24 protein-coding genes are annotated in these 25,669 nt (G+C 30.7%); 13 read left to right on the top strand and 11 right to left on the bottom strand.

The window, feature by feature from the left end; all coding sequences use genetic code 11:
- Positions 1–21 precede the first annotated feature (21 nt).
- The 5 genes from J9309_RS13440 to udk all read right to left on the bottom strand — a co-directional run bounded on the left by J9309_RS13440 (position 22) and on the right by udk (position 5,721).
- On the bottom strand, positions 22–2,127 hold the full coding sequence (locus J9309_RS13440) for an FUSC family protein (RefSeq protein ID WP_230476395.1): 2,106 nt from the start codon (positions 2,125–2,127) through the stop codon (positions 22–24).
- Positions 2,128–2,224: 97 nt separating this feature from the next.
- Positions 2,225–3,394, bottom strand: a complete 1,170-nt coding sequence (locus J9309_RS13435) for a class I SAM-dependent methyltransferase (RefSeq protein ID WP_230476394.1) — start codon at positions 3,392–3,394, stop codon at positions 2,225–2,227.
- A 26-nt stretch (positions 3,395–3,420) separates the two neighbouring features.
- On the bottom strand, positions 3,421–4,698 hold the full coding sequence (locus tag J9309_RS13430; RefSeq protein WP_230476393.1) for a methylmalonyl-CoA mutase family protein: 1,278 nt from the start codon (positions 4,696–4,698) through the stop codon (positions 3,421–3,423).
- Complete coding sequence (locus tag J9309_RS13425) at positions 4,691–5,068, bottom strand: FtsB family cell division protein (RefSeq protein ID WP_230476392.1); 378 nt, start codon at positions 5,066–5,068, stop codon at positions 4,691–4,693. Before J9309_RS13425 ends, J9309_RS13430 begins: the two co-directional genes overlap by 8 nt.
- Entirely contained in the window at positions 5,065–5,721 is a 657-nt protein-coding gene (gene udk / locus J9309_RS13420; protein WP_394369285.1) for a uridine kinase, read from the bottom strand. The genes J9309_RS13425 and udk overlap by 4 nt, the downstream gene beginning before the upstream one ends.
- Positions 5,722–6,045: 324 nt before the next feature.
- Between udk and J9309_RS13415 the strand changes: the two genes are divergently transcribed.
- Positions 6,046–6,651: a DUF4126 domain-containing protein gene (locus J9309_RS13415; protein ID WP_230476391.1), complete on the top strand. Its 606-nt coding sequence runs from the start codon at positions 6,046–6,048 to the stop codon at positions 6,649–6,651.
- On the opposite strand, the gene J9309_RS13410 is transcribed toward J9309_RS13415, so the two are convergent.
- Together J9309_RS13410 and J9309_RS13405 are read right to left on the bottom strand one after the other, a co-directional pair.
- A complete protein-coding gene (locus tag J9309_RS13410) occupies positions 6,648–7,511 on the bottom strand; it encodes an acyl-CoA thioesterase (protein WP_230476390.1) in 864 nt (287 codons plus the stop codon). The two genes, J9309_RS13415 and J9309_RS13410, sit on opposite strands and share 4 nt — an antisense overlap.
- A gap of 3 nt (positions 7,512–7,514) precedes the next feature.
- On the bottom strand, positions 7,515–8,477 hold the full coding sequence (locus J9309_RS13405) for an NAD(P)H-dependent flavin oxidoreductase (RefSeq protein WP_230476389.1): 963 nt from the start codon (positions 8,475–8,477) through the stop codon (positions 7,515–7,517).
- A 123-nt stretch (positions 8,478–8,600) separates the two neighbouring features.
- On the opposite strand from J9309_RS13405, the gene J9309_RS13400 reads away from it, so the two are divergent.
- The 3 genes from J9309_RS13400 to J9309_RS13390 all read left to right on the top strand — a co-directional run bounded on the left by J9309_RS13400 (position 8,601) and on the right by J9309_RS13390 (position 12,156).
- On the top strand, positions 8,601–10,007 hold the full coding sequence (locus J9309_RS13400) for an MATE family efflux transporter (RefSeq protein ID WP_230476388.1): 1,407 nt from the start codon (positions 8,601–8,603) through the stop codon (positions 10,005–10,007).
- Positions 10,008–10,018: 11 nt separating this feature from the next.
- Positions 10,019–10,255 carry a hypothetical protein gene (locus J9309_RS13395; RefSeq protein WP_230476387.1) on the top strand — a complete coding sequence of 79 codons (237 nt, stop codon included), beginning with the start codon at positions 10,019–10,021 and terminating at the stop codon, positions 10,253–10,255.
- Between the two features lie 125 nt (positions 10,256–10,380).
- Positions 10,381–12,156 carry an AMP-dependent synthetase/ligase gene (locus J9309_RS13390; protein ID WP_230476386.1) on the top strand — a complete coding sequence of 592 codons (1,776 nt, stop codon included), beginning with the start codon at positions 10,381–10,383 and terminating at the stop codon, positions 12,154–12,156.
- A 49-nt stretch (positions 12,157–12,205) separates the two neighbouring features.
- On the opposite strand, the gene J9309_RS13385 is transcribed toward J9309_RS13390, so the two are convergent.
- Positions 12,206–12,772 carry a hypothetical protein gene (locus J9309_RS13385; RefSeq protein WP_230476385.1) on the bottom strand — a complete coding sequence of 189 codons (567 nt, stop codon included), beginning with the start codon at positions 12,770–12,772 and terminating at the stop codon, positions 12,206–12,208.
- A gap of 76 nt (positions 12,773–12,848) precedes the next feature.
- Complete coding sequence (locus tag J9309_RS13380; protein WP_230476384.1) at positions 12,849–13,544, bottom strand: zinc metallopeptidase; 696 nt, start codon at positions 13,542–13,544, stop codon at positions 12,849–12,851.
- Between the two features lie 321 nt (positions 13,545–13,865).
- Here J9309_RS13380 and J9309_RS13375 point away from each other — a divergent pair, with 321 nt between their 5' ends.
- The 8 genes from J9309_RS13375 (at position 13,866) to J9309_RS13340 (ending at position 20,974) form a co-directional block, all read left to right on the top strand.
- Positions 13,866–14,987 carry a GNAT family N-acetyltransferase gene (locus tag J9309_RS13375; RefSeq protein ID WP_230476383.1) on the top strand — a complete coding sequence of 374 codons (1,122 nt, stop codon included), beginning with the start codon at positions 13,866–13,868 and terminating at the stop codon, positions 14,985–14,987.
- Between the two features lie 2 nt (positions 14,988–14,989).
- Positions 14,990–16,147, top strand: a complete 1,158-nt coding sequence (locus J9309_RS13370; RefSeq protein WP_230476382.1) for a M14 family zinc carboxypeptidase — start codon at positions 14,990–14,992, stop codon at positions 16,145–16,147.
- Between the two features lie 31 nt (positions 16,148–16,178).
- Positions 16,179–16,736: a TlpA family protein disulfide reductase gene (locus J9309_RS13365; RefSeq protein WP_230476381.1), complete on the top strand. Its 558-nt coding sequence runs from the start codon at positions 16,179–16,181 to the stop codon at positions 16,734–16,736.
- A complete protein-coding gene (locus tag J9309_RS13360; protein ID WP_230476380.1) occupies positions 16,733–17,344 on the top strand; it encodes a DUF4230 domain-containing protein in 612 nt (203 codons plus the stop codon). Before J9309_RS13365 ends, J9309_RS13360 begins: the two co-directional genes overlap by 4 nt.
- A gap of 106 nt (positions 17,345–17,450) precedes the next feature.
- On the top strand, positions 17,451–18,479 hold the full coding sequence (gene lpxK / locus J9309_RS13355) for a tetraacyldisaccharide 4'-kinase (RefSeq protein WP_230476379.1): 1,029 nt from the start codon (positions 17,451–17,453) through the stop codon (positions 18,477–18,479).
- Complete coding sequence (locus J9309_RS13350) at positions 18,463–19,275, top strand: purine-nucleoside phosphorylase (protein ID WP_230476378.1); 813 nt, start codon at positions 18,463–18,465, stop codon at positions 19,273–19,275. Before lpxK ends, J9309_RS13350 begins: the two co-directional genes overlap by 17 nt.
- A gap of 69 nt (positions 19,276–19,344) precedes the next feature.
- Positions 19,345–19,803 carry an SRPBCC family protein gene (locus tag J9309_RS13345; RefSeq protein ID WP_230476377.1) on the top strand — a complete coding sequence of 153 codons (459 nt, stop codon included), beginning with the start codon at positions 19,345–19,347 and terminating at the stop codon, positions 19,801–19,803.
- A gap of 76 nt (positions 19,804–19,879) precedes the next feature.
- Positions 19,880–20,974, top strand: coding sequence for an alkene reductase (locus J9309_RS13340; RefSeq protein ID WP_230477879.1), 1,095 nt, complete (start codon positions 19,880–19,882; stop codon positions 20,972–20,974).
- Positions 20,975–21,105: 131 nt separating this feature from the next.
- Here the strand turns inward: J9309_RS13340 and J9309_RS13335 are convergent, their stop codons facing one another.
- Complete coding sequence (locus J9309_RS13335) at positions 21,106–21,546, bottom strand: hypothetical protein (protein WP_230476376.1); 441 nt, start codon at positions 21,544–21,546, stop codon at positions 21,106–21,108.
- 149 nt (positions 21,547–21,695) lie between these two features.
- Positions 21,696–22,637, bottom strand: a complete 942-nt coding sequence (locus tag J9309_RS13330) for an MBL fold metallo-hydrolase (RefSeq protein WP_230476375.1) — start codon at positions 22,635–22,637, stop codon at positions 21,696–21,698.
- A 111-nt stretch (positions 22,638–22,748) separates the two neighbouring features.
- Here J9309_RS13330 and J9309_RS13325 point away from each other — a divergent pair, with 111 nt between their 5' ends.
- A complete protein-coding gene (locus tag J9309_RS13325) occupies positions 22,749–25,628 on the top strand; it encodes a S9 family peptidase (RefSeq protein WP_230476374.1) in 2,880 nt (959 codons plus the stop codon).
- Positions 25,629–25,669: the final 41 nt, after the last annotated feature.

The following is a 25,669-nucleotide window of genomic DNA, read 5'->3' as shown; positions in this document are numbered from 1 at the left end:
ATGTAATTTAGCGAAAAATTTTTACCAATTCATTTTTTGAGAAACTTTTCTTAAATCAAATACAATTTCTTCTATCAATTCTAAAATTTCCATAATTAAATCTGGTTCTCTACCTTCAATTTCGTGGTATAAAATTGGCATTTGAAAATCATTTAATAAATCATTTGGATGATATGAAGTTTTATGTTCACCAAAAATCACAATGACTGCAAGTAAATCATTTAAAATTTTAATCATTAAATCAATATGTTCTGTTTTAACGTGTAAATTTTTCTTACGCTGCATTAATTCCAATAAACCTAATGTGTAAGAAACAAAGGAATGATTAAAAATGGTAAATCGGTTTAATTCTTTCGCATTAATGTTCGATTTTTTTGGTTCAGAAATTACACGCTGAAATATGGATGTAACGTTTGCCATATTGACATAGACATTTTTTCGAGCTAATTTATAATCCGTCATATTCATATCACGACGAATAACATAAGAAAAAATTCGAAATAAAAATTCGTAATTAGAAATTAATGCTTTTTGAAAAGTTTGATGTATGTTTTTACTTTCCCACGAAGGAAATATCAGATAACTTGAAACAAAAGCCAAAGAGCCTCCAATCAACGTATCCATCAAACGTTCACCAATTATATCAAATGTATTATATTCGGTTAAAAAGCTAAACGAAATAAGAATATAAGCGGTAAGAAAGAGCGTTCCGATTACGTAAATATGTCGTAAATAAGTATATGCAAAAATCATCAAGATCAGCATAATAACGAATTTAATTTGAAGATTTGTAATAAAATAAACTACAAAAATCCCGATTAATCCTCCAAAAATAGTTCCTAAAAGTCGCTGATAATTTCGTTTTTTAGTTACACTAAAACCAGGTTTCATAATTACGAGAATCGTTAACAGAATCCAATAACTATGTTCTGAATTTGATACTAAAAATGTGGTTAAAAAACCAATTATCATGACAATACTTAAGCGCAAAGCATGTCTAAAAATTGAGGATTTAAAATTTAAATGATCTCTTAATTTTTTTAGTGTATATTCCTTCGGAGAGGTAAAATGCTCTAAATGTTCGTAAGGATTCTTTTTAATTTCTTTTACATTTTTTTCATGAAAAAAACGATGAATGAAACCAATTTTCTGAACAATATGCTTTAAGTTTAAATAAACGTTGTTTAAAACAATTTTATCCTCATCATCATATAAATCAATTTGTTCTTTTAATTTAAAAAGTTCTTTTTCAAAATCAAATTTCGATTTAGGAATTCTTGATGTATTGATGTGAAAAGCTATAGATTTTAATTCCAAAGAAGTTTTGTTACAAATACGATTTATTTGCCTATAAACTTCATCTTGTCCGAACTTTTCGTGCATTTTTTCATACTCGAAATGTGTTGCATTAAAACTCTCGAAAATATCATTTAAATCCGAAAAAGTAAATACTAAAGATCGACCAATTACCGTAGTATCTTTTACTAATTTTTTATTGTTGTAAACTAATTCTCGAACTAAATCTTGTTTCTCATTAATCAAGATTTGTTCTTCTAAAAGTTCTTGTGTAGTTTTCTCAAAATCTAATGTTGTTTCATAGTATTTTCCTTTAATTCGATTATACTCAGCTACATGATTCATACAATCTGCTAAAGCTTGTTGAGCCATTTTATAGGGTCTGAACTGAGAAATTGACAAACTAATAAACAAATACCATAATCCACCAGCCAAAATCATTAATGAATTTTCTATCGGTGAAAAATTTCCGCCAGCAGTAGAATTAGAAAGTGACATGACATAGCAAAGCATCACCGACATTCCTAAATTTGTCGCACGTTGACCATATACGGTTAGCATCGACATAGAGAATGTGATAATTGGTAAAATACCAAAAATAAGCCAAGTGATATCAGATAAAGTTTTAGTAGCGAATGATATAATAAATGTGCAAATGATAGAAAGAATCATGAAGTTTCGTCTATCTTTCATGATGCCTGGAATATCACAAATATGTGTCAAAATTACTCCTAAAGAGATGTTGACTCCAATATCTATTCTTCCAAAAAAACCTAAAATTAAAGGAGGTAAAATAATAGAAAATGCAGTTTTCAGACCGTCTGAAAACATTTCACTATTTATAAAATTCTCTATTTTAATTTTGTATTGCAATGGTATTGACTTATGATTGTTAACTACAAAAATAATTAGATTTTAAATTAGAACTTTAGATTTTTGTAGTTTTTAAGATATGAATTCCTTCAATACTTTGTGTAAAAATTAATGTAATATTTCCGCCGTCGTTAATTTTAAATTTTTTCTTAATAACGTCTATAGAATCTGGATAATTTTTAACTAAAAGATTCGCTTTTGATTTGGTAATTTCTTTCTTTGGATTTTTGATAATTTCTTGAATTTCAAAAATACGACCTGGGAAATTTTCAATCAATTCATCCGAAGTATATAAATGTGTGTTTTGATGCAGTTTTAAAACATCAAATTTTGAACAAATATTCTTAAAAGCTCCAGCTTTTAAAATGGAAACATTTGGCTCGTAAATATATTTTTTTAATCCTCCGAAGGAAGCGTACGATATAGCTTCATCTTCAAAATTGTATGAAAATTCATCTTGATTAGATTCTAAATTAACACATACAATTTTTGGGTTAGATGTAACTAAATCTTTTTCTAATAAAATCAAGAAATCTTTCACTTCATTTTTAAGCGCAACAATATGAATTTCTTTAATAGAAGGAATTTGCTGTATGGTTAAAGATAAATCCAATAAAGGAGAAAGTTTGACCATAATTTGATTACTTTTCTCGAAGAAAATAGGAATATATTCTAAGATATTTGGTTCTAAATCTTCTAAAATAAATTTTCGGCCCGAATCATTTCTACGCGCTGGATCTAAATAAATTACATCAAATTTCTCATTTGGATTTTGTTCAAAATAATCTTCGAAAGTTCCATTATAACATTTGATATTTCGGTTTAAAACAGAAACGTTATGAGATACGATTTGACTTAAATCTGAATTTTTTTCAATGTGAATTACATTTTCAAATGAATTTGAAAAAGCAATAGAATCTATTCCTAAACCTGCAGTTAAATCAATTAATTTTTTACCGCTAACCAACGAAGCTTTATAATTAGCAGTTGCTTCCGAACTAGCTTGTTCCAAATTTACAGAAGGAGGAAAGTAGATTCCTTTCGTTTGATAAAAGGTAGGAAATTTATGTTTTGCTACTTGTAGTCCTTTTAGTTGTTGCGCAACTTCAGCAGAAGTAACCTCATCAAAAGGCGATTTTTTTAAACCAATCGATCGTATATCTTCTTTTTCTATTAAAAGTAAAAACTCCTGAAATTCAGGAGTTAATATAGTATTGTTAATCATTAAAATCGCCTTTAAATCAGATTTTATTATGAATTTTTTTCAATTTTTTCAGCTAAACGACTTGGTACAATTGGTACAAATAAGGCTGGTTTTACAATTTTTGCCTTCTTATTAACTTCTAACTTTTCTTCAGGATTTTTGTATTTGTTCACCCCGATTAAGTTAATTTCGTTTGCATCAAATTCTTTTTGTTCTTTCTTGGCACTAGAATAAATGAAATCTTGAATTGTTTCATTTTCTAAAGCTTTTGTAAATCCTCCAACGTTTTGAATTGTTTTGAATAATTCTAACGCGTTTTCGGCCATTTGATTTGTTAAATTTTCTATATAATAAGAACCCGCAACAGGATCTGTAAATTGATCTAAGTTCGACTCTTTTTGTAATAATAGTTGTTGTTTAGCAGCTAATTCCAAACCAAAATCTGTTGTTTCGTATAAAGCATCATACGATTGGATGTTGATAACATCACTTCCTCCTAAAATAGCCGCATTTGCTTCTACAGTTGAACGAATTACATTATTGTAAAGATCTAATTTTGATTTATTTCTAGTTGAATTAGTTGTATAAATAACCGCTTCACTTTCAGTATTATACTGGTCTAAAATTAATTTCCAAAGGAAACGAAAGGCACGAAGTTTAGCAATTTCGAAGAAATAATTACTTCCAACAGCAAAACGAAAATACATTTTGTCAGCAATTTCAGAACCGAAAGTTTCTAAATATTCTACGGCATGAGACAACGTGATTGCTAATTGTTGCACATGAGTCGCACCAGTATTTTGGTAAACTTCACCTTGTATTGCAATCGCTTTAGTAAAATGTGGATTTGCAATCGCTTTTTTAACTAATTCGAAAGCTTCTTCCTTTGTGTCAGTTTGCCAAAGTCCATTTTGAGCGTAATATCCAAAAATATCTAGGTTTAAATATTTTAAGTTTTTTAGATCGTCTAAACCATCAATCGCGTTTGTTTCATCTAAATTGATAAATAAATCTAAATAATTAGGAATATTTTTATTTGCTTTTAGTTGATTGTATTGAATTTCATAACCATATAAAAAAGTAAAATCTTGGTTTTCATTTTCTGTATAATTAGAAATGATTTTCCAATCTGAATTTTTACGTGGTAATGGTTGAATTTCTGAATAATTAATGTCAGTTTTCGTGTAAACTGGTTTTACATTAATTTGATCGTTAGTACCCCAAACCAAAGTTTCGTTATACTCTAATCCTTTTAATTCAACTTGTACTTTATTTTTCCATTCTTTTTCAGAAACGGCGTTAAAGTTATCAAATAAATTACTCATTTGTTGTGTTTTGTGGTTTTTTACGGACTTCTTGTTGAATGATAAAAATATCTTCGTTGTCTTTCTTTAAAAAGAATTTCTCACGAGCGATACGTTCAATTTCAGCAGGATTGTCTTGTAGAAGTTTTAATTTTGCATTTTCGTTTTTTAGATGTTGTTCAAAATATTTTTGATCCGCCTCTAATTCACGAATTTGCTTATCTAATTCCTTATGTGTAATTAATGAATTTTGATCGAAAAAAGCCATCCAAATAATAAAACATACACTCGCTATAACATATGGATTAATCACATATTTTAGCCATTTGATGTAAGATTTATATTTTTCAAATTTCTTTGAAGATGTAATTTTTTCGTCTAATTTTTTCATTTTTTAGATGTGTTCAGTTTTTCTTTAATTACTGATGATAAAATTTTAACCGCAACAGAATGTCCTTTTTTCATGTTAGGAATAATTATATCAGCGTAATTTTTAGATGGTTCAATAAATTGTTGATGCATTGGTTTTAATGTCTCTTGGTAACGCGTTAAAACCTCATCTAAATCACGTCCTCTTTCTTGGATATCACGACGAGCACGACGAATTAATCTTTCATCAGAATCTGCGTGTACAAAAATTGTAACGTCGAATAATTCACGTAATTCAGCATCTGTTAAAACTAAAATTCCTTCCACTATAATTACAGATTGCGGGTGTGTTAAAATAGTTTCTCCTGTACGTGTGTGTGTAATAAATGAATATACAGGTTGTTCGATTGTTTCTCCGTTTTTTAGCGCGCGAACATGTTGTTTTAATAAATCAAAATCAATAGATCTTGGGTGATCGAAGTTAATTTTAGCTCGCTCCTCTAAAGGCATATCGTGATTATCTCTGTAATAATTATCTTGAGAGATTACAATAACGCTTTCTGTATCTAAGTCGCGTAAAATATTATTAACTACTGTTGTTTTCCCTGAACCAGTTCCTCCTGCAATTCCTATAACTAACATTTTTGAACGTGTATTTTTGTTATTATTTTCCATTTTATTTACTGGCAAGATTTGATTTTAATAAATATCATCTAAAGATAAAAAAATATCAATTATGAAACCAATTAAATCAATTTTCTTACAGTCTTATTTGGAATGAAGTCAAAATTTTGACAATTTAAAATTCAGAGTTTTGAAAGATTTTACAGCGTGTTTGTAAATCTAAATATAGAATCGTTAGGTATAGGTTTTTACGACTGAATTTTAAATATTCGATTTTAAAATCAAACCGTCTGCAAAGGAAAAGAAAATTTAACGGATAAAAAATAGAATTTTATCATATATTTATATTATAAAACCACACAAAATAAAATTACTATGGATTTCTTTTCAGGAAGTACTTTATTATCCCTTTTTTTGGGAGTAGGATTGGCAGCCGCCTCGGGCTTTAGAGTTTTTCTACCTTTATTTATTTTAAGCCTTGCGACGAAGTTATTGGGGAATCATATTGAAATTGATCAAGATTTACAATGGGTTGGTAGCTGGCCAGCTTTAATTACTTTAGGTGTAGCAATGGTGATAGAAATTGGTGCTTATTACCTTCCGTTAATTGATAATATGTTAGATACAATTTCGGTGCCCTTAGCTGCTGTTGCCGGAACTTTTGCAGTTGGCGCAACATTAGCTGATATGAATGAAGTTGCAACTTGGGCATTAGCTATAATAGCTGGTGGAGGAACTGCTGCAGCAATTAGTACAACTACGGCAACTGCCAGAGCAATTAGTACAACAACAACTGGAGGTATAGGTAATTTCTTGGTAAATACTGGTGAAACAATTGGATCGTTATTTTTAAGTATTATAGCGATTGTAATTGCACCTTTGGCATTTATCATCGCTATAATACTAGTTATAACTGTTATCAGAGTTTGGAAACGTATTAAAAAACGATCTGAAGTGTTATTAGAAAATCAAAATGCTTAAGCTTGTTTTGGACGCATTAATCCTTCTTGCGTAATACTACAAATCAGTTCACCAGAACGATTAAAAATAGAACCTTTATTGAATCCTCTTGTGTTAGATGCGCTTGGGGATTCTACATTTATAAGAATCCAATCTTTTAAGTCGGTATTTCTATGGAACCAAATAGAATGGTCTAAACTTGCAATTTGTGTATTACCTAAATGTGCTTTTGATGCATGTGGTAATAAAGAAGTTGATAAAACATTGTAATCTGAACAATAAGCTAATAAAACATGAATTGTCGGAATGGATAAATCCATATCAGCATCGTTGAATTTGATCCACGTATTACTTACAGGTTCATAATCAATTTTTTCAAAAGGATTTTGAATCACAGTAGGTTTAAATTCTAAAGGTCGTTCAGCTGCAATAAAATTATGAATTGCTTTGGGTAAAAGAGTTCCAAATTGATTCAGAATATCAGTCCAACTAACTAATTCTTCAGGAGTTTTAACTACAGGCATTTCTATTTGATGCTCGTATCCTTCTTGCTCAGTTTGGAAAGAACATGCCATCATAAAAATTGCTTCGCCTTCTTGTCTTGCGGTTACTGAACGTGTTGTGAAACTTCCACCATCACGTAGAATCGTCACTTCATACTCAATCGGAGTATCCAAATCTCCAGGTAATATAAAGTAAGAATGTAATGAGTGACAAAAACGATCATCAGGAACAGTTTGGTAAGCAGCGTACAAAGCTTGGCTTACAACTTGTCCACCAAATACATTTGGGCTACCCATGTATGCACTTCTTCCTTCAAATACATTTTCACTAATTTTTTTAAGTGTTATTAAGTTGATTAGTTCAGTAGTTGTATTCATTTATTAATATTTCAATTTATCTAATTCTTCTTTATTTTTTAGAAGAACTGCTTTGTATTCAGCTTTAATTTGACCTATTAATTCTTTCGTAGTAGGAATATCATGGATTCCAGAAACACCGTGTCCTGCTGACCAAATATTCTTCCATGCTTTTTGTCCATTATCATTTAATTTAGAAAAATCTTCTTCTTTAACTTCCGTCATATCCACACCGGCTAATACTAAACTTTTCGTTAAAAAATTTGCATTAACACCAGAAACATGCGGTGTATAGATAATATCTTCTAACGTAGAATCAACAATCATTTTTTTATAAGCATCATCTGCATTTCCTTCTTTTGTGGCTATAAAACGAGTTCCCATGTAAGCAAATTCAGCTCCCATTGCTAAAGCCGCAGCAACATCATTCCCAGTGTTTAAACAACCTGCTAAAATAATAGGTCCATTATATACAGATTTTATATCGGCTATTAATGCAAAAGGATTAGATGTACCTGCATGTCCACCTGCGCCGGCTGCAACTGCAATAATACCATCAACACCTGCTTCAGCTGCTTTTTCAGCATGTCGTTTTTTAATCACATCATGAAAAACTAATCCTCCATAAGCGTGCACCGCATTTACAATGTCTTTAACAGCACCTAATGATGTAATAATTAAAGGCACTTTATATTTTGCACATAATTCTAAATCAGGTTGAATACGAGGATTCGTGTGATTTACAATTATATTAACTCCAAAAGGAGCGGCTTTTTTACCAGTTTCTACTTCGAATTTATTCAATTCTGTAGTAATCTCTATCAACATGTTTTCAAAATCCTCGGATGTTCTTCCGTTTAACGATGGAAAAGTTCCGCAGATTCCATTTTTACAAGCTTCGATTACAAGTTCTGTTCTAGAAACTAAAAACATAGGAGAAGAAATTACTGGAATTTCTAGACTTTGTTTAAACTCATTAATAGTCATAATGAAATGTTTTTTGTGGTTATTTGACTTGCAATTTAAAAAAAACTAGGAATATTATGCATGAATAATTAATTTATTCAGAAAAGTATAATCCCTTAAATTATCTTTGTATAAATTTAATACGTGACTCTTAAAGAACATTTACAACGCAATATAAAATTAGCTTTTCCTGTGATGATAACGCAGGCAGGGCAGATTTCGGTTAATATTATCGATACTATTATGGTCGGAGGATTGGGTGGTAAATTTGATAATGTTAAGGATGAGAGTATTAGTAAAGTTGCTTTAGCGGCTACGTCTTTAGGAAATTCATTATTTTTTGCTGTTTTAGTATTTGCTTTCGGATTTAGTTTTGCACTTTCTCCTTTGATTGCTGCTGAAGATTCGAAAGGTGACAAAAAAAATGCAGCAAATTATTTTACTCATAGTTTGATTATGAATGTGACTCTTGCATTTTTGTTATTCCTATTAATAACATTTGCTCAGCCACTTTTACACTTTATGAAACAACCAACTGATGTAATTGAGGCCTGTATTCCTTATCTAAATATTATGACTTTCTCAATGATTCCATTGATGATTTTTCAATCATTTAGACAATTATCAGAAGGTTTATCTCTCACAATTCCAGTTACAATCGCTACTATTTTAGGAAATGTAGTTAACATACTTTTAAATTATGGTTGGATTTATGGTAATTTGGGGTTCCCTCGTTTAGAAGTTGAAGGTGCAGCGTGGGGAACATTTGTTGCACGTGTTGTAATGATGATTTTCTTACTGGTTGTATTATTTAATTTCAAAAAAACTAGAGAAGTCTTAAAATTGGTTTCTTTTAAGAATATTCAAAAGAAATATTTCAGAAAAATATCCAATATTGGAATACCAACCGCATTAACCTCATTTTTTGAAATGAGTGCTTTTTCGTTAGCTGCTTTTATTTGTGGATATACATTTACAGATTCTATTGCGGATCAAGAGTTAGCAAAAGTTAATTTAGCTGCGCATCAAATTGCAATTAATTTAGCATCAACAACTTTTATGATGTGTACAGGTTTGGGTGTTGCTGCGACCGTTCGTATCGGAAATCAATTAGGTTTAAAAGACTATAAAACATTGCGAGAAGCCGGCTGGTCTTGTATTATTTTGGTGCTTGGATTTATGTTCGTTTGCGGTATCGCGTTTATTTTGTTACGTTATCAATTACCTACAATATATGTTGAAAATACTGAAGTAATCAACTTAGCGGCACAATTATTAATAATAGCCTCTTTGTTCCAATTATCAGATGGATTACAATTAGTAGTTTTAGGAGCATTAAGAGGAATGACAGATGTACGAATTCCTTCAATTTTAACCTTTGTAGCGTATTGGTTAATTGCAATTCCAATAGGTACAATTTTAGCAATAGTATTCGAGATGCGTGCTTTTGGAATGTGGATTGGTTTAGGATTAGGACTTACTGCATCAGCAATTATGTTGGTTTATCGTTTTCATCAACAAACAAAAAAATTAATATTAGAAAATTCATAAAATTATATACAATGGAATTACCACAGTTTTTAATCGCAGACAATTCAGATTTTCCAGATAAAATCTTTATTTTACATACAGAGTATCCTCGTTTTTTATTAGACGTTGAGACAGACGAAGTAGAATGGTTTGAAGATTTATCAGAGGAAGAAGAAGGAGAAGGCTTTGATACAGAAGTAGCTAATTTAATAGAGTTGGCTTTAGATTTTTATGATAAAGAAATGGCTGAATTAGAAGGAGATGAATAAAATCTTCTTAAAATAATCTTAGGATTTGCTATTGGTGTATTAAATACGTTATTTATTAGTACGAAGTATTGTTTTTTTTAAAAAATGTTTTATTTTGGCATTAACAAAAAAACGAGAAAATACCAATGGAAATTAAAAGACTTTTCGACTTCCCTTATTATCAGCTAGAGAAGGCACCTCGAGAGGATGCATTAGTTACAAAAGTGAACGGTGAGTGGGTTAAAACATCTACGGCATCGTACATTGCACAAGCTAATGCATTCAGTCGAGGGTTATTTAAACTAGGAATCAAACCTCAAGATAAAATTGCGATTGTAACTTCTAATAATCGCACAGAATGGAACATTGTTGATATAGGTGTACAACAAGTAGGAGCAATATCAGTTCCTATGTATCCCACACTTTCGCCTGAAGATTTTGAATATATTTTAAATAATTCTGAATCAAAGTTTTGTATCGTTTCTGATCAAGATCTTTTCAATCGCTTGTCATCAGTAAAAGATAAAGTTCAATCTTTGGTCGCTATTTATACATTTGATCAAGTAGAAGGAGCTGCAAATTGGAAAGAAATTTTGGATTTAGGACAAGATGATTCAACACAGCATGAAGTTGATAGTGTTAAAAATTTAATCAAACCTTCTGATGTCGTTACGTTAATTTATACTTCAGGAACAACAGGACGTCCAAAGGGTGTTATTTTAACGCACGAAAATATCGTAGAGAATACAAAACGTAGTTCTGAACGAGTTCCAGTTTTCCCAAATTTAGCGAGATCCCTATCTTTTTTACCAATTAATCACGTTTTCGAACGCATGGTTATTTATTTGTATCAATACATTGGAAACGGAATTTATTACGCTGAAAGTATTGAAAAATTAGGTGAAAATATGAAAGAGGTAAAACCACATGTAATGACAGTTGTGCCTCGTTTGGTTGAAAAAGTTTTCGATAAAATTTATACGACTGGTTCTACTGCAGGAGGATTAAAAACTAAGATCTTTATGTGGGCTTTAAGTCTTGTTGAAAATTATGATCCTTTTGCAAATCATGATGTATTTTTTAATATAAAACATTCGATAGCATCTAAAATTGTTTTCTCTAAATGGAGAGAAGGAGTAGGAGGTGAATTGGTTTGTATGGTATCTGGTTCTGCGCCATTAGCTCCAAGATTAAATCATTTATTCTGGGGAGCTGGTATTCCAATTTTAGAAGGTTATGGTTTAACTGAAACTTCGCCAGTTGTTTCTGTAAATAAAAATGAAAAAGGAATGTTTGGAATTGGAACCGTAGGAAAACCTTTACCAAATGTTGAAGTGAAAATTGCAGAAGATGGTGAAATTATGGTCAAAGGTCCTTCAATTTTTTCAGGTTATTATAAAGACGAAGAAAAAACAAAAGAAGCTTTTACCGAAGATGGATATTTTAAAACTGGAGATATTGGGGTTTTTGAAAATGGACTTTTAAAAATTACGGATAGAAAGAAAGAAATTTTCAAGACTTCTGGAGGAAAATATATTGCGCCTCAGGTGATTGAAAATAAATTTAAAGAATCTCGTTTTATAGAGCAGGTAATGGTGGTTGGTGATGGAGAAAAAATGCCATGTGCGATTATTAAACCAAACTTTGTAATTGCGAAAGATTTTTTATCTTCTAAAGGAATTAACGTCTCAATTTCGAATGAAGAACTGATAAAAGAACCTTTATTAATTAAGGAAATTCAATCAGAAATTGACACATTTAATTTAGGTTTCGGACACTGGGAACAAATTAAGAAATTTGAATTAGTTCCAGATGAATGGACTGTTGAAGAAGGTTTATTGACGCCTACACTTAAATTAAAACGTAAATTTGTTTTAGCTAAATATCAAGATGTTTACAATCGATTATATGATAAAAAATAAAAAAAAGCCTGAAAATATTTTCAGGCTTTTTTGTTTTATTGTACAAAGATTACTTTCCTGTCCAACCCCAAGGTGCTTGTGGTTTTTCAACTTCTTTTGTTAAATCAAATTCAACTGTAAATTTGTTATCAGATCCAGCTCTTTGTAAATTGTATGTGTATTTATTTTCATCTAATGTAATCCACCAAACGTTTGTCGATGCATAAGGAATACGTTGATGAGTTTCTAAATCAGCAGGAAACATTTGAAATTTCTCAAATCCTGGATTTGGATTAGTTCCACCATATTGTGTTACTTTATCTTCAGAACCATCTTTATGTCTGTGGTCGTGTTTCAATTTAATTACATCATTTTCATACGTTAAAACCCATGTTCTTGAATGATCGTCTCCTACATGAAATGGAATTTTAATTTCATTTGGTTTACATGAAATCACGTGCATTTTTAATTCTTTACCTGCAAAATCATCATTTTTTACATAATCAGCTAATTTTCCTTCGTAAGCTTTCCCACAATGTTTTTGTAAGTTGTTCCAAAATACCTTTGATGGAATTTCTTTTTCTTGTGCATTAATTGTTGCAGCAGCTAATAACAGCCCTAAACCTAATTTTCTCATGTTCTAAAAATAGGAAAAATAAAATAAAAAAAGAGTCTGAAAAATCAGACTCTTTTTACAGAATAAATTATAAAAATTATTCGTTATTTCTTCCACCTCCAACTGCCATTAAGACAAAGTAAATTAATTGAGTTAATGAACTAATGGCAGCAACTAAATACGTACGAGCAGCCCATTTTAACGAGTCTTTTGCTCCATCATATTCGTTTGGTAATAACATATTATGTTTTTGGAACCAAGCCAATGCACGGTTCGAAGCGTCGTATTCAACAGGTAAAGTAACTAACGCGAAAACTGTAGTAACTGCAAATAAAGCAATACCAATCCATAATAAAGTAGCATTACCAGAACCAGCCATTACAGCGATTCCTAACATTAAAATCCATTGATTTAAATTCGAAGCAATGTTTACCATAGGAACCATTTTCGAACGAAATTGTAACATATTATATCCAACAGCATGTTGTACAGCATGTCCTACCTCGTGTGCAGCAACTGCAGCAGCGGCAGCGTTACGTTCGTGGTAAACAACTTCTGATAAATTTACAGTTTTATTTGCTGGATTATAATGGTCTGTTAACTGACCTGGAGTCGAAATTACTTGTACGTCAGTAATTCCATTATCTGCAAGCATTTTTTCGGCGATTTCTCGTCCACTCATTCCGTTTGCTAAAAACGTTTTAGAGTATTTTGCGAATTTTCTTTTTAATTGTGAAGATACACCCATGCTGATAAGCATGAACAATCCGATTAGAATGTAATATCCACCCATTTTATAATATATAATTAATTTGTAATAATACTTAATCAAAAATTATTCCAACTGGAATAGCTATACAAAAATATAGAAATCCGTTTTGTTTAGCATAACCTAAATTATAATTATATTGAAAATTTACATCAAATTTTTCAATATAATTTAGTTTTCAGATGGTTAATTTTAGGACTTTTGATTAAAATTATCACTTAAATTTAATTGATATTATTTTTATACCTTGGAAATGAATCTGGTTTTTTCAATACTATAATTTTGACAATTATTTGTGAATTCCGTTTAGAATAAAAAAAACTGATTTCCGTACATTTGTCAACTATGAAAATTCAGGTTAAAGAAATTCAAAATAAAAAAGATTTGGATGCTTTTGTGAAGTTTCCAATGCAACTATATAAAAATAATCCATATTATGTTCCTCCAATCATCAGCGATGAGAAAAAATCGATGAGTAAAGAGCATAATCCTGTGTTTAAAGAGGCTGAAGCTAAATTTTTTCTTGCTTATAAAGAAGATCAAATTGTAGGTAGAATTGCAGCAATTATAAATAGGAAGGAAGTAAAGGAGCAAGGGAAAAATAAGATGCGTTTTGGTTGGTTTGATACTATTGATGATATTGAAGTGACAAAAGCATTATTAGTTGAAGTTGAGAAAATTGGTCGTGAAAATAAGCTAGAATATGTGGAAGGTCCTGTTGGATTTTCTAATTTAGATAAAGCCGGTTTATTGACGATGGGATTTGATAAATTAGCTACAATGGTTGGTTTATACAATGAAGCATATTATGCAGAACATTTTAAGCAATTAAATTTTGAAACTGCGAATGAATGGATCGAGTTTGCTTTACCAGCTCCTCAAATTTTACCTGAAAAAGTGGTGAAGTTTAATAAAATTATTCAAGAGCGTTACAAATTAAAAGAGCTTAAATTTAAAAAGACGAAAGAACTTTTACAGTATGTTGATGAAATGTTTGATTTGTTAGATAAAACATATTCTTCTTTAGATACTTACGTTCCGATTGCCGATTATCAAATTAAACATTATAAGGAAAAATATATTCCGTTTATTAACCCAGATTACGTAAATATTATCGTTGACGAAGACGATAAAATGGTCGCTTTTGCAATTACGATGCCTTCTTATTCTAAAGCATTGCAGAAAGCGAACGGGAAATTATTTCCATTTGGTTGGTGGCATTTATTACAGGCTAACAGAAAAAATGATTCTGCCGCGTTTTATTTAATTGGTATCGATCCAAAATATCAAGGTAAAGGTGTTACAGCATTGATTTTTAAAGCAATGTATGAAACATTTAAACGAAACAATATTAAATATTTAGAAACTAATCCTGAATTAGTTGAAAATGAAAATATCCAAGTGCTTTGGAAAGCCTATGATCCAGTAAATCATAAAAGACGTAAAACATTTAAAAAAGCACTATAACTATGTTTGATATTAATCAACTTGAAAAATTATACCCTTCTTTTAGACAAGAAGGTTTTGATAGAAAATGGCTTAATTACGAAGCTCTAAATCAATATTTTGATAAAGTAAATTATGAAAAACTAGAAATTGGGAAATCTTTTTTAGGAAATTCAATTTATAAATTATCATTTGGTCGAGGTTCAAAGCGTATTTTGATTTGGTCTCAAATGCACGGAAATGAATCTTCTGGAACGCGAGCGATGTTTGATGTTTTAAATTTTTTACAAACCAATCATTCCTTAGCGAACAACATTTTGGATAATGTTTCTTTTGATTTTATCCCGATGTTAAATCCAGATGGTGCAAATATAAATATTCGTCGCAACGCTGTTGGAATAGATATAAATCGTGATTTTTTAGCTCAACAATCTACTGAAATTCATGTTTTGTTGAATCAGATTGAAATTGGTAATTACGATATATTGTTCAATTTACACGATCAACGTACAATTTTTAATGTTGGTGCTACCAAAGAGCCGGCAACTTTGTCCTTTTTAGCGCCATCATACAATCTTGAAGAAGATGTAAACGAGGTTCGACAAAAAACAATGGGTATAATTCAAGCGATGAACACTGAGTTGCAAAAAGTAATTCCAGGAAAAGTTGGGCGATATACATCCGAGTTCTATCCGATGTCTACGGGCGATAATTTCACTAAAATGGGTTATCCATGTGTTCTTTTCGAGGCTGGTCATTATCCAAATGATTATCAAAGAAATGAAGCACGAAAATATAATGCGTTAGCTATTTTAGCTGGTTTACATGCGATTGCTAATCAAACTGAATTTGATTTTGATCAATACGAATTTATTCCGCAAAATGGTCAAAAATTTTTAGATATTGTATTACGTAACGTCAAGGTTACCAACGGCGATAAAGTTTCAATTTTAGATCTTGGAATTTATTACGAAGATGTTTATGATCCAATTTTAAATGATGTTGTAGAAGTAGGATCGATTATCGAATTGGGAGATTTAAGAAAATTCTTTGGTCACATCGATATTGATGCAAAAGAAGCTGAATTTGTTAGCGAAACAAATCAATTTCCGCAACTTAATCAAAAAGCAACATTTCAGGTTGGAGAATATAAATTAGTTAACGGTCGAATTCTTCAATAAAAACAGTATATTTAGGACAAGAAATTACATAATGAAAAAAATATTTCAACTCGCTTTTGTCACCATTTTTGTTTTTACGCTTACAGCATGTCAACAACAAAAAGTATTAAATAGACAGATTAAAACAGAATCTGGTGAACGATTTTTAACTGGTGAATTTGATAGAGAAGCACTAAATCAAAAGCATTACGCATCTTGGTTTAATGAAGAATATAATACTTACGAAGTTGAGGAATCTAAGTTAAAAAATATTAAAAAATTAGATGTTAAATTTTTACGAATAGAAGTTTTTGTAGGAACTTGGTGTAGTGATTCTCAACGAGAATTACCTCGTTTTTATAAAATTTTAGAAAGTGTAAAATTCCCTATCGAAAGTCGATTAAAAGTTTATGGTGTTGATCATAAAAAGAAAAGTTTTTACGGCGAGGAAATTGGGAAAGATATTACGCATGTTCCTACAATTATCGTCTATAAAAATGGAAAAGAAATTGGTCGTATTGTAGAAGGTCCAGTTTCGGGTTATTTAGAAGAAGATTTTGAAAAAATTGTTAACGGAACACCTTTAACACCTAATTACGCTGAAGAGTGAAAAAAGTAGGATTATTTTCGATTATAGCTTTTGTACTTGGAATTATAATCACGTTTTTTGGAATCAAATCCTGTGAAAAAAAATCTTATACAGAAGATTCAAGAGTCATTGCATATCAAATCAATAAGATGAATAAAATGGTTGTTGCAGAACAATCGTTGTCAGAAATTTATACCCATACTTCGAAGAAATCGTTACCAGGATTAGAAAGTCTTTATTCTGCTGATAAAAAAGTTACAATGCTCGTCAATGGAAAGGTGCAAGCAAGTTATGATTTATCTAAAATGGAAGTAGAATTAGATTCTATAAACAAGAAAATAGTAATTAAATCTATTCCGCCGGTTGATCTTAAAGTTTATCCAGATGTTGATTTTTATGACATGGACCAAAGTGTTTTTAATAAGTTTGAAAAGAATGAATTAAACGAAATTAAAAAACGTGGAATTGCAAAAATGGAAGAAAAAATTGATCGAAATAAATTAAAATCTGAAGCTCATCAACAATTAATTCAGAATTTAACAGATATATATCAAATAGCTAAAATTTATGGTTGGGAAATTGAAGATAATACAATTTATGCCACAGAATTAAAACAGTTATTCTATTAAAATTTAATCCATCCTGCGGGGTGGATTTTTTATTTTTAAAAATTTAATAGAATCTTTTTTCTAATCAATTATTAAAGTTTTATTTTCGCTTAATATTAAAAATATTATGAATTGGCGTAGACTTTTACTACCTTTTTCTGGAATTTACTGGGGAATAACTTCTATCAGAAATGTCTTTTATAACTTAGGTTTGATGCGTACAACCACTTTTGATTTACCTATTATTAATGTAGGAAATTTATCAGTTGGTGGTACAGGAAAATCTCCTCACGTAATGTATCTGATTGATCTTTTAAAAGATGAAAAAATGACTTGTACGTTGAGTAGAGGTTACGGTCGCAAAACTTCAGGTTTTCGTATTGCGAATTACGATTCTAAAGTTTTTGATATTGGGGATGAACCAATGCAATTTTTTAGAAGATTCAAAAACAAAATTTTAATCTCAGTTTGTGAAAGTAGAGTTTTGGGCGTACAGAATTTAATGAAACATTATTATCCAGAAATTATTATTTTGGATGATGCTTTTCAGCACAGACAAATAAAAGCTGGATTCAATATACTTTTAACAGATTACAATCAACCCTATTTTGAAGATTTTTTATTGCCTGGTGGTGATTTAAGAGAGAGTGGGGCCGGAGCAAAACGTGCTGATATAATTATTGTTACAAAATGTCCAGATTCAATTCCGAACGAACGTTTCAAAGTTTTTCAAGAAAAAATTAAATTAAGAGGTAATCAACAATTGTTTTTTTCTCGTATTATTTATGATAACCAATTGATTGGGGCTACACATAATTTGGAACAAACTGAGTGGTTTAAAAAGAACGTTATTTTAGTAACAGGAATAGCGAATCCAACAAGTTTAGTAAATTTTGCAGAATCAAACTTTAAAGATGTATTGCATTTAAAGTATCCAGACCATCATAATTTTAAAGATGTAGAAATTGACTATATTCGCAAACGATTTGATGAAACAGAAGGAGAGAAAATAATTTTAACAACCGAGAAAGATTATATGAGGTTGCTGGAAGAAGGTTCGTTAAAAAATAATCTTTTCTATTTGCCAATTCGGATCGAATTAAACGATAAAGAGAAATTTAATCAAACTATTTTAGAGTATGTTAGAACGCATTAATGAAGCTGTAAAATACATCAACAATATTATTCCTACAACACCAGAATTCGTAATTGTTTTAGGTTCTGGATTAGGTAAATTAGAAGATGAGGTAGAAGATCCGATTGTAATCAATTACCAAGATATTCCTGGATTTCCACAAGTTACTGTAGAAGGACACAAAGGTCACTTAGTATTTGGAAAAATTTTAGGTAAAAATGTATTAATGATGGCTGGTCGTTTTCATTACTACGAAGGATACTCGATGCAGGAAGTTACTTTCCCAATGCGAGTTTTCAAAGGGTTAGGAATCGATAAAGTAATTTTATCAAATGCTTCGGGAGGTGTTAATCCAAGTTTCAAAGTAGGTGATGTGATGATTTTAAAAGATCACATTAACATGATGCCAGAACACCCATTACGTGGTAAAAATATGGACGAATTAGGACCTCGTTTCGTAGATATGTCACAAGCTTATGACAAAGAAATGTTAAATGCTGCGGTAGAATTCGCTGCTCAAAACGATATATTAGTTCATACAGGTGTTTATGTAGGTTTACAAGGACCAACTTTCGAAACACCTTCAGAGTATGGATTAGTTCGTTACATTGGTGGTGATGCTGTCGGAATGTCAACTGTACCAGAAGTAATCGTTGCTAAACACATGAGCATGCGTGTTTTCTGTGTTTCTGTTATTACAGATTTAGGTGGTCCAGAAATTGCTTTCCCAGTTTCTCACGAAGAAGTTTTAAACGCGGCAAACACTGCGATGCCAAATGTGATTAAAATTGTAAAAAGCGTTATTGAAACGTGTTAATCATAACAATAATTTAAAAGAATCGTCTTAGTTTACTAAGGCGATTTTTTTTTTGATTATTTTTAAGCTATGAAACATCATTTAAAATACGAACAATATATCAACGCTTCGATGGATGAGGTTTGGGCTTTTTTCTCAGACGCTAAAAACTTAACCGTTTTAACGCCAGATCATATGAAAATGAAAGTTAGAACCAATCTTCCGGACACAAAATTGTTTGAAGGTATGCGCATTGCTTATACTGTTTCTCCATTATTTGGAATACCAGTTTTTTGGGAAACTGAAATTGTTGAAGTTTCTAATCATTCACATTTTGTAGATATTCAACTCAAAGGACCTTTTAAATCTTGGAAACATACACATACTTTTTTACGTCAAGGTGATGGAGTTTTAATGGTGGATGAAATTGAATATGAGTTACCTTTCGGGGTTATTGGTAATTTATTTCATGAATCTCTTGTTCTAAAAAACTTAGAAGAACTATTCATTTATAGAAAAGATATTTGTCAGAAAATATTTTTAAAATAATGATTTATTTATTGATCTAAATCAAGATTTCGATCTGTACTACATTATATATTTGTTTTAAAATTTGAATAAAATGATGGAAGATCAAATATTATTTAGTCAATACAATTTAAAAGATATAACATTAGCAAACCGAATAGTAATGGCACCTATGACAAGATCTCGTTCGGATAACGATGAGAAGGTTGCAACTGAATTAACTGCGGAATACTACGCTCAAAGAGCAACTGCTGGTCTTATTATTTCTGAAGGTACATTCGTTAGTCCACAAGGAATAGGATATATTAATGTTCCTTCAATTTATACTCCACAACAAGTGGAAGCTTGGAAAATTGTTACAAATGCTGTTCACGAAAAAGGTGGTAAAATCTTTGCTCAAATTTGGCACGTTGGTGCAATTTCTCATCCTAATTTATTAAATGGTAAATTGCCAATGGCACCATCAGCTGTAAATCCTAATACACAAGCGTTTACAGGTAATGGTTTTGAAGATACTGTGACGCCAAAAGCGATGACTAAAGAAGACATTCAGCAAACCATTCAAGATTTCAAAAAAGCTGCTGAAAATGCTTTAGAAGCTGGTTTTGACGGAGTTGAATTACATGCAGCGAATGGTTATTTATTCCACCAATTTTTTAGTAAAACTACCAATTTACGTACAGACGAATACGGTGGATCAATAGAAAATAGAGCACGATTTTTATTTGAAACTTTAGATGCTTTAAAAGAAGTAATTTCTTATAATAAAGTAGGAGTTCGTCTTAACCCGACTTTGCATAAAGTTTTAGGTGCAACGATGGATGAAGAATCAATTCCAACATTTGAATATATTGTGAATAAATTAAACGATTATGATTTAGCTTATTTACATCTAACAGAACCATTTGCACCAATTGACGATTTGCCATTTGCGATTAAAGAGGTTGCGAAACATTTTAGACCATTATACAAAGGAACATTAATGATTAATAAATCATTTGATAAAGAAAAAGCCATTAAAGTACTAGAAGATGGTGATGCAGATTTAGTATCTTTCGGAGTTCCGTTTATTGCGAATCCTGATTTAGTTGAACGTTTCAAACAAAACGCTGAATTAAATGAAGCAGTTTCTTCAACTTTCTATACGCCAGGACCAAAAGGTTATACTGATTATCCTTTTTTAAATCAATAATTCTAAAATAAAAAACCCCTTAAGAATAAAATCTTGAGGGGTTTTATTTTTTAAAATATTGGCGATACTTTCATAAATCGTTTGTATTAGAATCTTCATGATTTATTAATATATCGCCAAAAAGTGTGTAATTATTGGGAAATTTCTTCTTTCGATTTTAAATTATCTTCTGTGTCTTCGTATTCGTAATGGGTTAGCACACCATTTTTGAATATTAAGTGCAAATACTCTTCATATAAAGACCCATTCAATGTTTCATTCCATTTTAAGATTTTACCTTGTGGAACTCTTATTGTACCAGAATACCAATTAGCAAAAACTTCATCTTGTAAAGGAAACAAATAATTCATATCAACTTCATCAAATCCTTCCAAATAACCTCTAAAATTAATTAGATATAATTCGTTATCTCTTAATTCCCACTTTCCGTAGTAGCCTCTCCAACACGTTGGCGACGGAGGTGTAAAATAGGGTGGGTTATTAAATGTGATAAAATATTGGTGTAAAGGTTGCTCATCTATAAAATGTTGTTCACCTTCCATCAGGAAGACTTCTCCAATTTGTGGCGTCATTTATCTTGTGGTTTAACCCAAATATATAAAAGCAACTACCTATTATTGAAATTTAAAAACTACTTTTTTGATGAATATTTAAAAATTGACTGCTTATAATAAAATCTTATTAAATTATTATGACTTAATTTAATAAAATAATAATTATATTATTTTATAATGATTCGTTCTCCTTGTTGTGGATAGATAAAATTTAGACCTAAATCATTCAATTCATTCAATTCTTTTTTGATGATTTTTTCGTTATCGCCTTTAGGTTTTATATGCGTCACAATTATATTTAAACCTTTCATTTGTTTCTTCCCAACATAAATGGCCAATTTATGCATTTCTTCCATAAATAATTTTGGGGTTAAATGACCAAATAATAAATGATCGGGTTGTGTGCTCGGAAAAGAAACTTCTAACATGATCGTTTTTAATTTTCCAGATTTAATCTCTGGTGCGATATCTTTCCAAACCTCTTCAAGATGATTCGTTTGTTCGATTCTATCCGCTCCGGTATCGCCAAAATAGATTAATGATTGTGTTTTAGTTGCAACTTTTATAGCAGCACTTTTCCAAGGATTAACATGACTTAGCTCGTAAATTTTAGCTTTCAAATTAGTTCCTTCAACTGAAAATGTATCTAGATGCTTATATTTTTGATAGTGATATTTATTAATGATAGGAGCTTCACCTTCACTACCAAAATTAGCCCAAGCAGCATTTGTAAAGTAATTTTGCTTTAAAACATCAATCATTTCAGCTGTTCCATAAATTGGTTTTTTACTGTCTTCTGGCGAATTAATAATCATTCCACCTAAATGATCCAAATGTCCATGCGAAATAAAATATCCTTTGATGTATTCTTTTAAAACGGTTGAAATATCTGTTGTAAACGTTTCTTTTTCAATTGCTTTTTTAATTCCAGAATAAATAGTTCCACCATCCATCGAAATGTATTGGTTTGTCTTGGTTTCAGCAACTAAATATGACGAAAGGTTGCTTTCATCTGATCCGCCATAAACTCCAAGTGGAACAATTTCTAATGATTGTCCATATCCGATAATGTGTCCAAAAAATAAAGCACCAATCAAATACTTTTTCATAATCTATATTTTCATCAAAAATACTTACTAATTAAGGATAACTGTACAATTTAATAGGTGTTATTAAACTTTTATTGATTATTTTGGTCTAATACTGAAATAAAACAACACATGATACAAAATCTACTTGCAAAAAAAAGTACAGTAATTTCTTATTCTCAAGAAATTATTCGCAGAAAAGCGATTGCTTTAGCAGCCATAACTTTATTATCCACACAAGTTGATGCACAGAAAAAACCTTTAGATCACACAGTTTATGATGAATGGCAATCAATTGGATATTCGATTTTATCAAATAACGGAAATTGGGTTGCTTACCAAGTGAAGACACAAGAAAGTGATAATACATTAGGAATTTTTGGAATTCCAACTCAAAAAAACTTTGAATTTCACCGCGGGGATCAAGTAAAATTTACTTCTGATTCTAATTTTGCCATTTTTAATATAAAGCCTTTTTATAAAGATTTGAAAGAAGTTCGAATCAAAAAGAAGAAAGAACATGAAATAGCAAAAGATTCGATCGGAATCATCAATTTATCTACTCAAAAGGTTGAAAAATTACCGAACCTAAAATCATTTAAAGTTCCTGAAAAAGGAGGTTCATTTGTTGCATATTTAACGCATAAAGAAGAGGCTAAAAAGGATACAACAAAAGGAAAAGATAAAAAACCAGCACCTAAAAAGGATGCAAAAAAAGATCAACCATTAGATTTGATTCTTAGAAATTTAGCGACTGGAAAAAAGGAAACTTTTAAAAACGTTGTAGATTATGATTTTAGTGAAAACGGAAAACAATTAATTTTTTCGACTAAACCAGAAAAGAAAGATTCTACAGATAAAACACAACACGGAGTTTACCTTGTAAATACAGCAAATTTTGCTAAACAATTATTAGTTGAGGGAATTGGCGAATATAAACAATTTTCTTTTGATGAAAATGCGACTCAAGTTTCGTTTTTTGGATCAAAAGAAGATGAAAAAGTTAAGACTAAAACATATCAACATTACTTTGCTAAATTGCCATTAACAGGAAAAATTGATTCTGTTAAAATTGATAATATGCCAACTAATTGGGTGCTTTCTGAACACAGAAAACCTAATTTTAGTAAAGATGGTAAAAAATTATTTTTAGGAATTGCTCCAAAACCAATTGAAAAGGATACAACTTTAATTGCAGAAGATCATGCTAAAGTAGACATTTGGCACTGGAATGAAGATCACATCCAACCAATGCAGTTAAAGAATCTTGATCGTGAGAAAAAACGTTCGTATTTGGTATCATTAGATACTACAAATCCTACAAAGATGGTTCAGTTAGCAGATGCATCAATGAACCAAGTAGAATTGGTAGCTAAGGGTAATGCAAATTTCGCAATTGGATCATCAGATAATCACTATCGAGTTTCATCGCAATGGGATGCTTCTGGACGTAAAGATTATTATATTGTAGATGTAAATACGGGTCATCGTATGCCAATTGTTAATGGTTTAGTTGGTCGTTTATCAGCTTCACCTTCAGGGAAATATATTGTGTATTACAACAGAGAAAATCATTTATGGTATTCATATAATCCAATTACAAAGGAAACAGAAGTTTTAAATCAAAAGTTAAAAGTTTCTTTTAAAGATGAGGAAAATGATATGCCAACGGAAGCGAGAGAATACGGTATTGTATATTTTACAAATAACGATGAAACAGTTTTAATTAAAGATCGTTATGATATTTGGGAATTTGATTTAACTGGCAAAAAGAAACCAAGAAATATAACTAATGGATATGGTCGTAAGAATGATATTACATTTGATATTAAAAAATTGAATGAAGATATTAAAACGTTAGATCGTAAGCAAGATGTTTATTTAACAGCTTTTAATAACAAAACAAAAGCTTCAGGAGTTTTTAAAGGAAACATCGAAAAAGCTAAAAATCCTGAATTAGTAAAAATGTCAAATATGTATGCGGCTCAGAATATGAAAAAAGCCAAAGATGCTGATGTTTTTATTTATTCGAAAGAAACGGTTAAAGATCCTGCTGATGTTTATGTTTCAAAAGATTTCATCAACGAAACGAAAATTACAGACATCAATCCACAACAAGCAGATTATATTTGGGAAACATCTGAATTGGTAGAATGGAAAACATATTCTGGGAAAAAGGCGACAGGAGTTTTATATAAACCTGAAAACTTTGATGAGAATAAAAAATATCCAATGATTGTTTATTTCTACGAAAAAGTTTCTGACGGATTAAATCGTTACCAAGAACCTGCACCAACACGTTCTCGTTTAAATCATTCATACTTTGTAAGTAACGGATATTTAGTATTTACGCCAGATATTTCTTACGAAGATGGTTATCCAGGTAAATCAGCCGAAGATTATATTAATTCGGGAGTTGAAGCTTTAAAGAAAAATAAATGGGTTGCTGGAGATAAAATCGGTATTCAAGGTCAAAGTTGGGGTGGTTATCAAGTAGCACATTTAATTACGCGCACTAATATGTATGCAGCAGCTTGGGCTGGGGCACCGGTTTGGAATATGACTTCTGCTTATGGTGGTATTCGTTGGCAAACAGGAATGTCGCGTCAGTTCCAGTACGAGCGTACGCAAAGTAGAATTGGTAAGAATTTATGGGAAGCAAAAGATTTATACATCGAAAATTCTCCTTTATTTTTCACACCAAATGTAAATACGCCAGTTGCAATCATGCATAATGATAATGATGGTGCTGTGCCTTGGTACCAAGGAATTGAAATGTTTATGTCTTTACGTCGTTTAGGTAAACCTGCTTGGTTATTAAATTATAATAATGATGAACATAATTTGATGAATCGTGCAAATCGTAATGATATTCAAAAACGTCAACAACAATTTTTTGATCATTATTTAAAAGGCGCTCCTGCTCCAAAATGGATGACAACAGGTGTTCCTGCAACAATGAAAGGAATTGATTGGGGCTTTGATGTTGAAGAAACCAAAACTATAGATTAATATAAAAATAGCCCGCTGAAAGCGGGCTATTTTATTTATGT

This window comes from Faecalibacter bovis, from assembly GCF_017948305.1.
GTDB lineage: Bacteria > Bacteroidota > Bacteroidia > Flavobacteriales > Weeksellaceae > Empedobacter > Empedobacter bovis.
The sequence above is the reverse complement of the archived record's forward strand: the minus strand, read 5'-3'. Positions and strand labels throughout refer to the sequence as shown.

Bases quoted from the DNA above. Each gene is read 5' to 3' on its own strand.
- J9309_RS13370 (WP_230476382.1), top strand. From the start codon at position 14,990: ATGTTTGATATTAATCAACTTGAAAAATTATACCCTTCTTTTAGACAA.
- J9309_RS13330 (WP_230476375.1), bottom strand. From the start codon at position 22,637: ATGAAAAAGTATTTGATTGGTGCTTTATTTTTTGGACACATTATCGGA.
- lpxK (WP_230476379.1), top strand. From the start codon at position 17,451: ATGAATTGGCGTAGACTTTTACTACCTTTTTCTGGAATTTACTGGGGA.
- J9309_RS13375 (WP_230476383.1), top strand. From the start codon at position 13,866: ATGAAAATTCAGGTTAAAGAAATTCAAAATAAAAAAGATTTGGATGCT.
- J9309_RS13380 (WP_230476384.1), bottom strand. From the start codon at position 13,544: ATGGGTGGATATTACATTCTAATCGGATTGTTCATGCTTATCAGCATG.
- J9309_RS13405 (WP_230476389.1), bottom strand. From the start codon at position 8,477: ATGACTATTAATGAGTTTAAACAAAGTCTAGAAATTCCAGTAATTTCT.
- J9309_RS13340 (WP_230477879.1), top strand. From the start codon at position 19,880: ATGGAAGATCAAATATTATTTAGTCAATACAATTTAAAAGATATAACA.
- J9309_RS13335 (WP_230476376.1), bottom strand. From the start codon at position 21,546: ATGACGCCACAAATTGGAGAAGTCTTCCTGATGGAAGGTGAACAACAT.
- J9309_RS13430 (WP_230476393.1), bottom strand. From the start codon at position 4,698: ATGAGTAATTTATTTGATAACTTTAACGCCGTTTCTGAAAAAGAATGG.
- J9309_RS13385 (WP_230476385.1), bottom strand. From the start codon at position 12,772: ATGAGAAAATTAGGTTTAGGGCTGTTATTAGCTGCTGCAACAATTAAT.
- J9309_RS13415 (WP_230476391.1), top strand. From the start codon at position 6,046: ATGGATTTCTTTTCAGGAAGTACTTTATTATCCCTTTTTTTGGGAGTA.
- J9309_RS13425 (WP_230476392.1), bottom strand. From the start codon at position 5,068: ATGAAAAAATTAGACGAAAAAATTACATCTTCAAAGAAATTTGAAAAA.
- J9309_RS13395 (WP_230476387.1), top strand. From the start codon at position 10,019: ATGGAATTACCACAGTTTTTAATCGCAGACAATTCAGATTTTCCAGAT.
- J9309_RS13390 (WP_230476386.1), top strand. From the start codon at position 10,381: ATGGAAATTAAAAGACTTTTCGACTTCCCTTATTATCAGCTAGAGAAG.
- J9309_RS13365 (WP_230476381.1), top strand. From the start codon at position 16,179: ATGAAAAAAATATTTCAACTCGCTTTTGTCACCATTTTTGTTTTTACG.
- J9309_RS13435 (WP_230476394.1), bottom strand. From the start codon at position 3,394: ATGATTAACAATACTATATTAACTCCTGAATTTCAGGAGTTTTTACTT.
- J9309_RS13350 (WP_230476378.1), top strand. From the start codon at position 18,463: ATGTTAGAACGCATTAATGAAGCTGTAAAATACATCAACAATATTATT.
- J9309_RS13325 (WP_230476374.1), top strand. From the start codon at position 22,749: ATGATACAAAATCTACTTGCAAAAAAAAGTACAGTAATTTCTTATTCT.
- J9309_RS13410 (WP_230476390.1), bottom strand. From the start codon at position 7,511: ATGAATACAACTACTGAACTAATCAACTTAATAACACTTAAAAAAATT.
- J9309_RS13440 (WP_230476395.1), bottom strand. From the start codon at position 2,127: ATGTTTTCAGACGGTCTGAAAACTGCATTTTCTATTATTTTACCTCCT.
- J9309_RS13345 (WP_230476377.1), top strand. From the start codon at position 19,345: ATGAAACATCATTTAAAATACGAACAATATATCAACGCTTCGATGGAT.
- udk (WP_394369285.1), bottom strand. From the start codon at position 5,721: ATGGAAAATAATAACAAAAATACACGTTCAAAAATGTTAGTTATAGGA.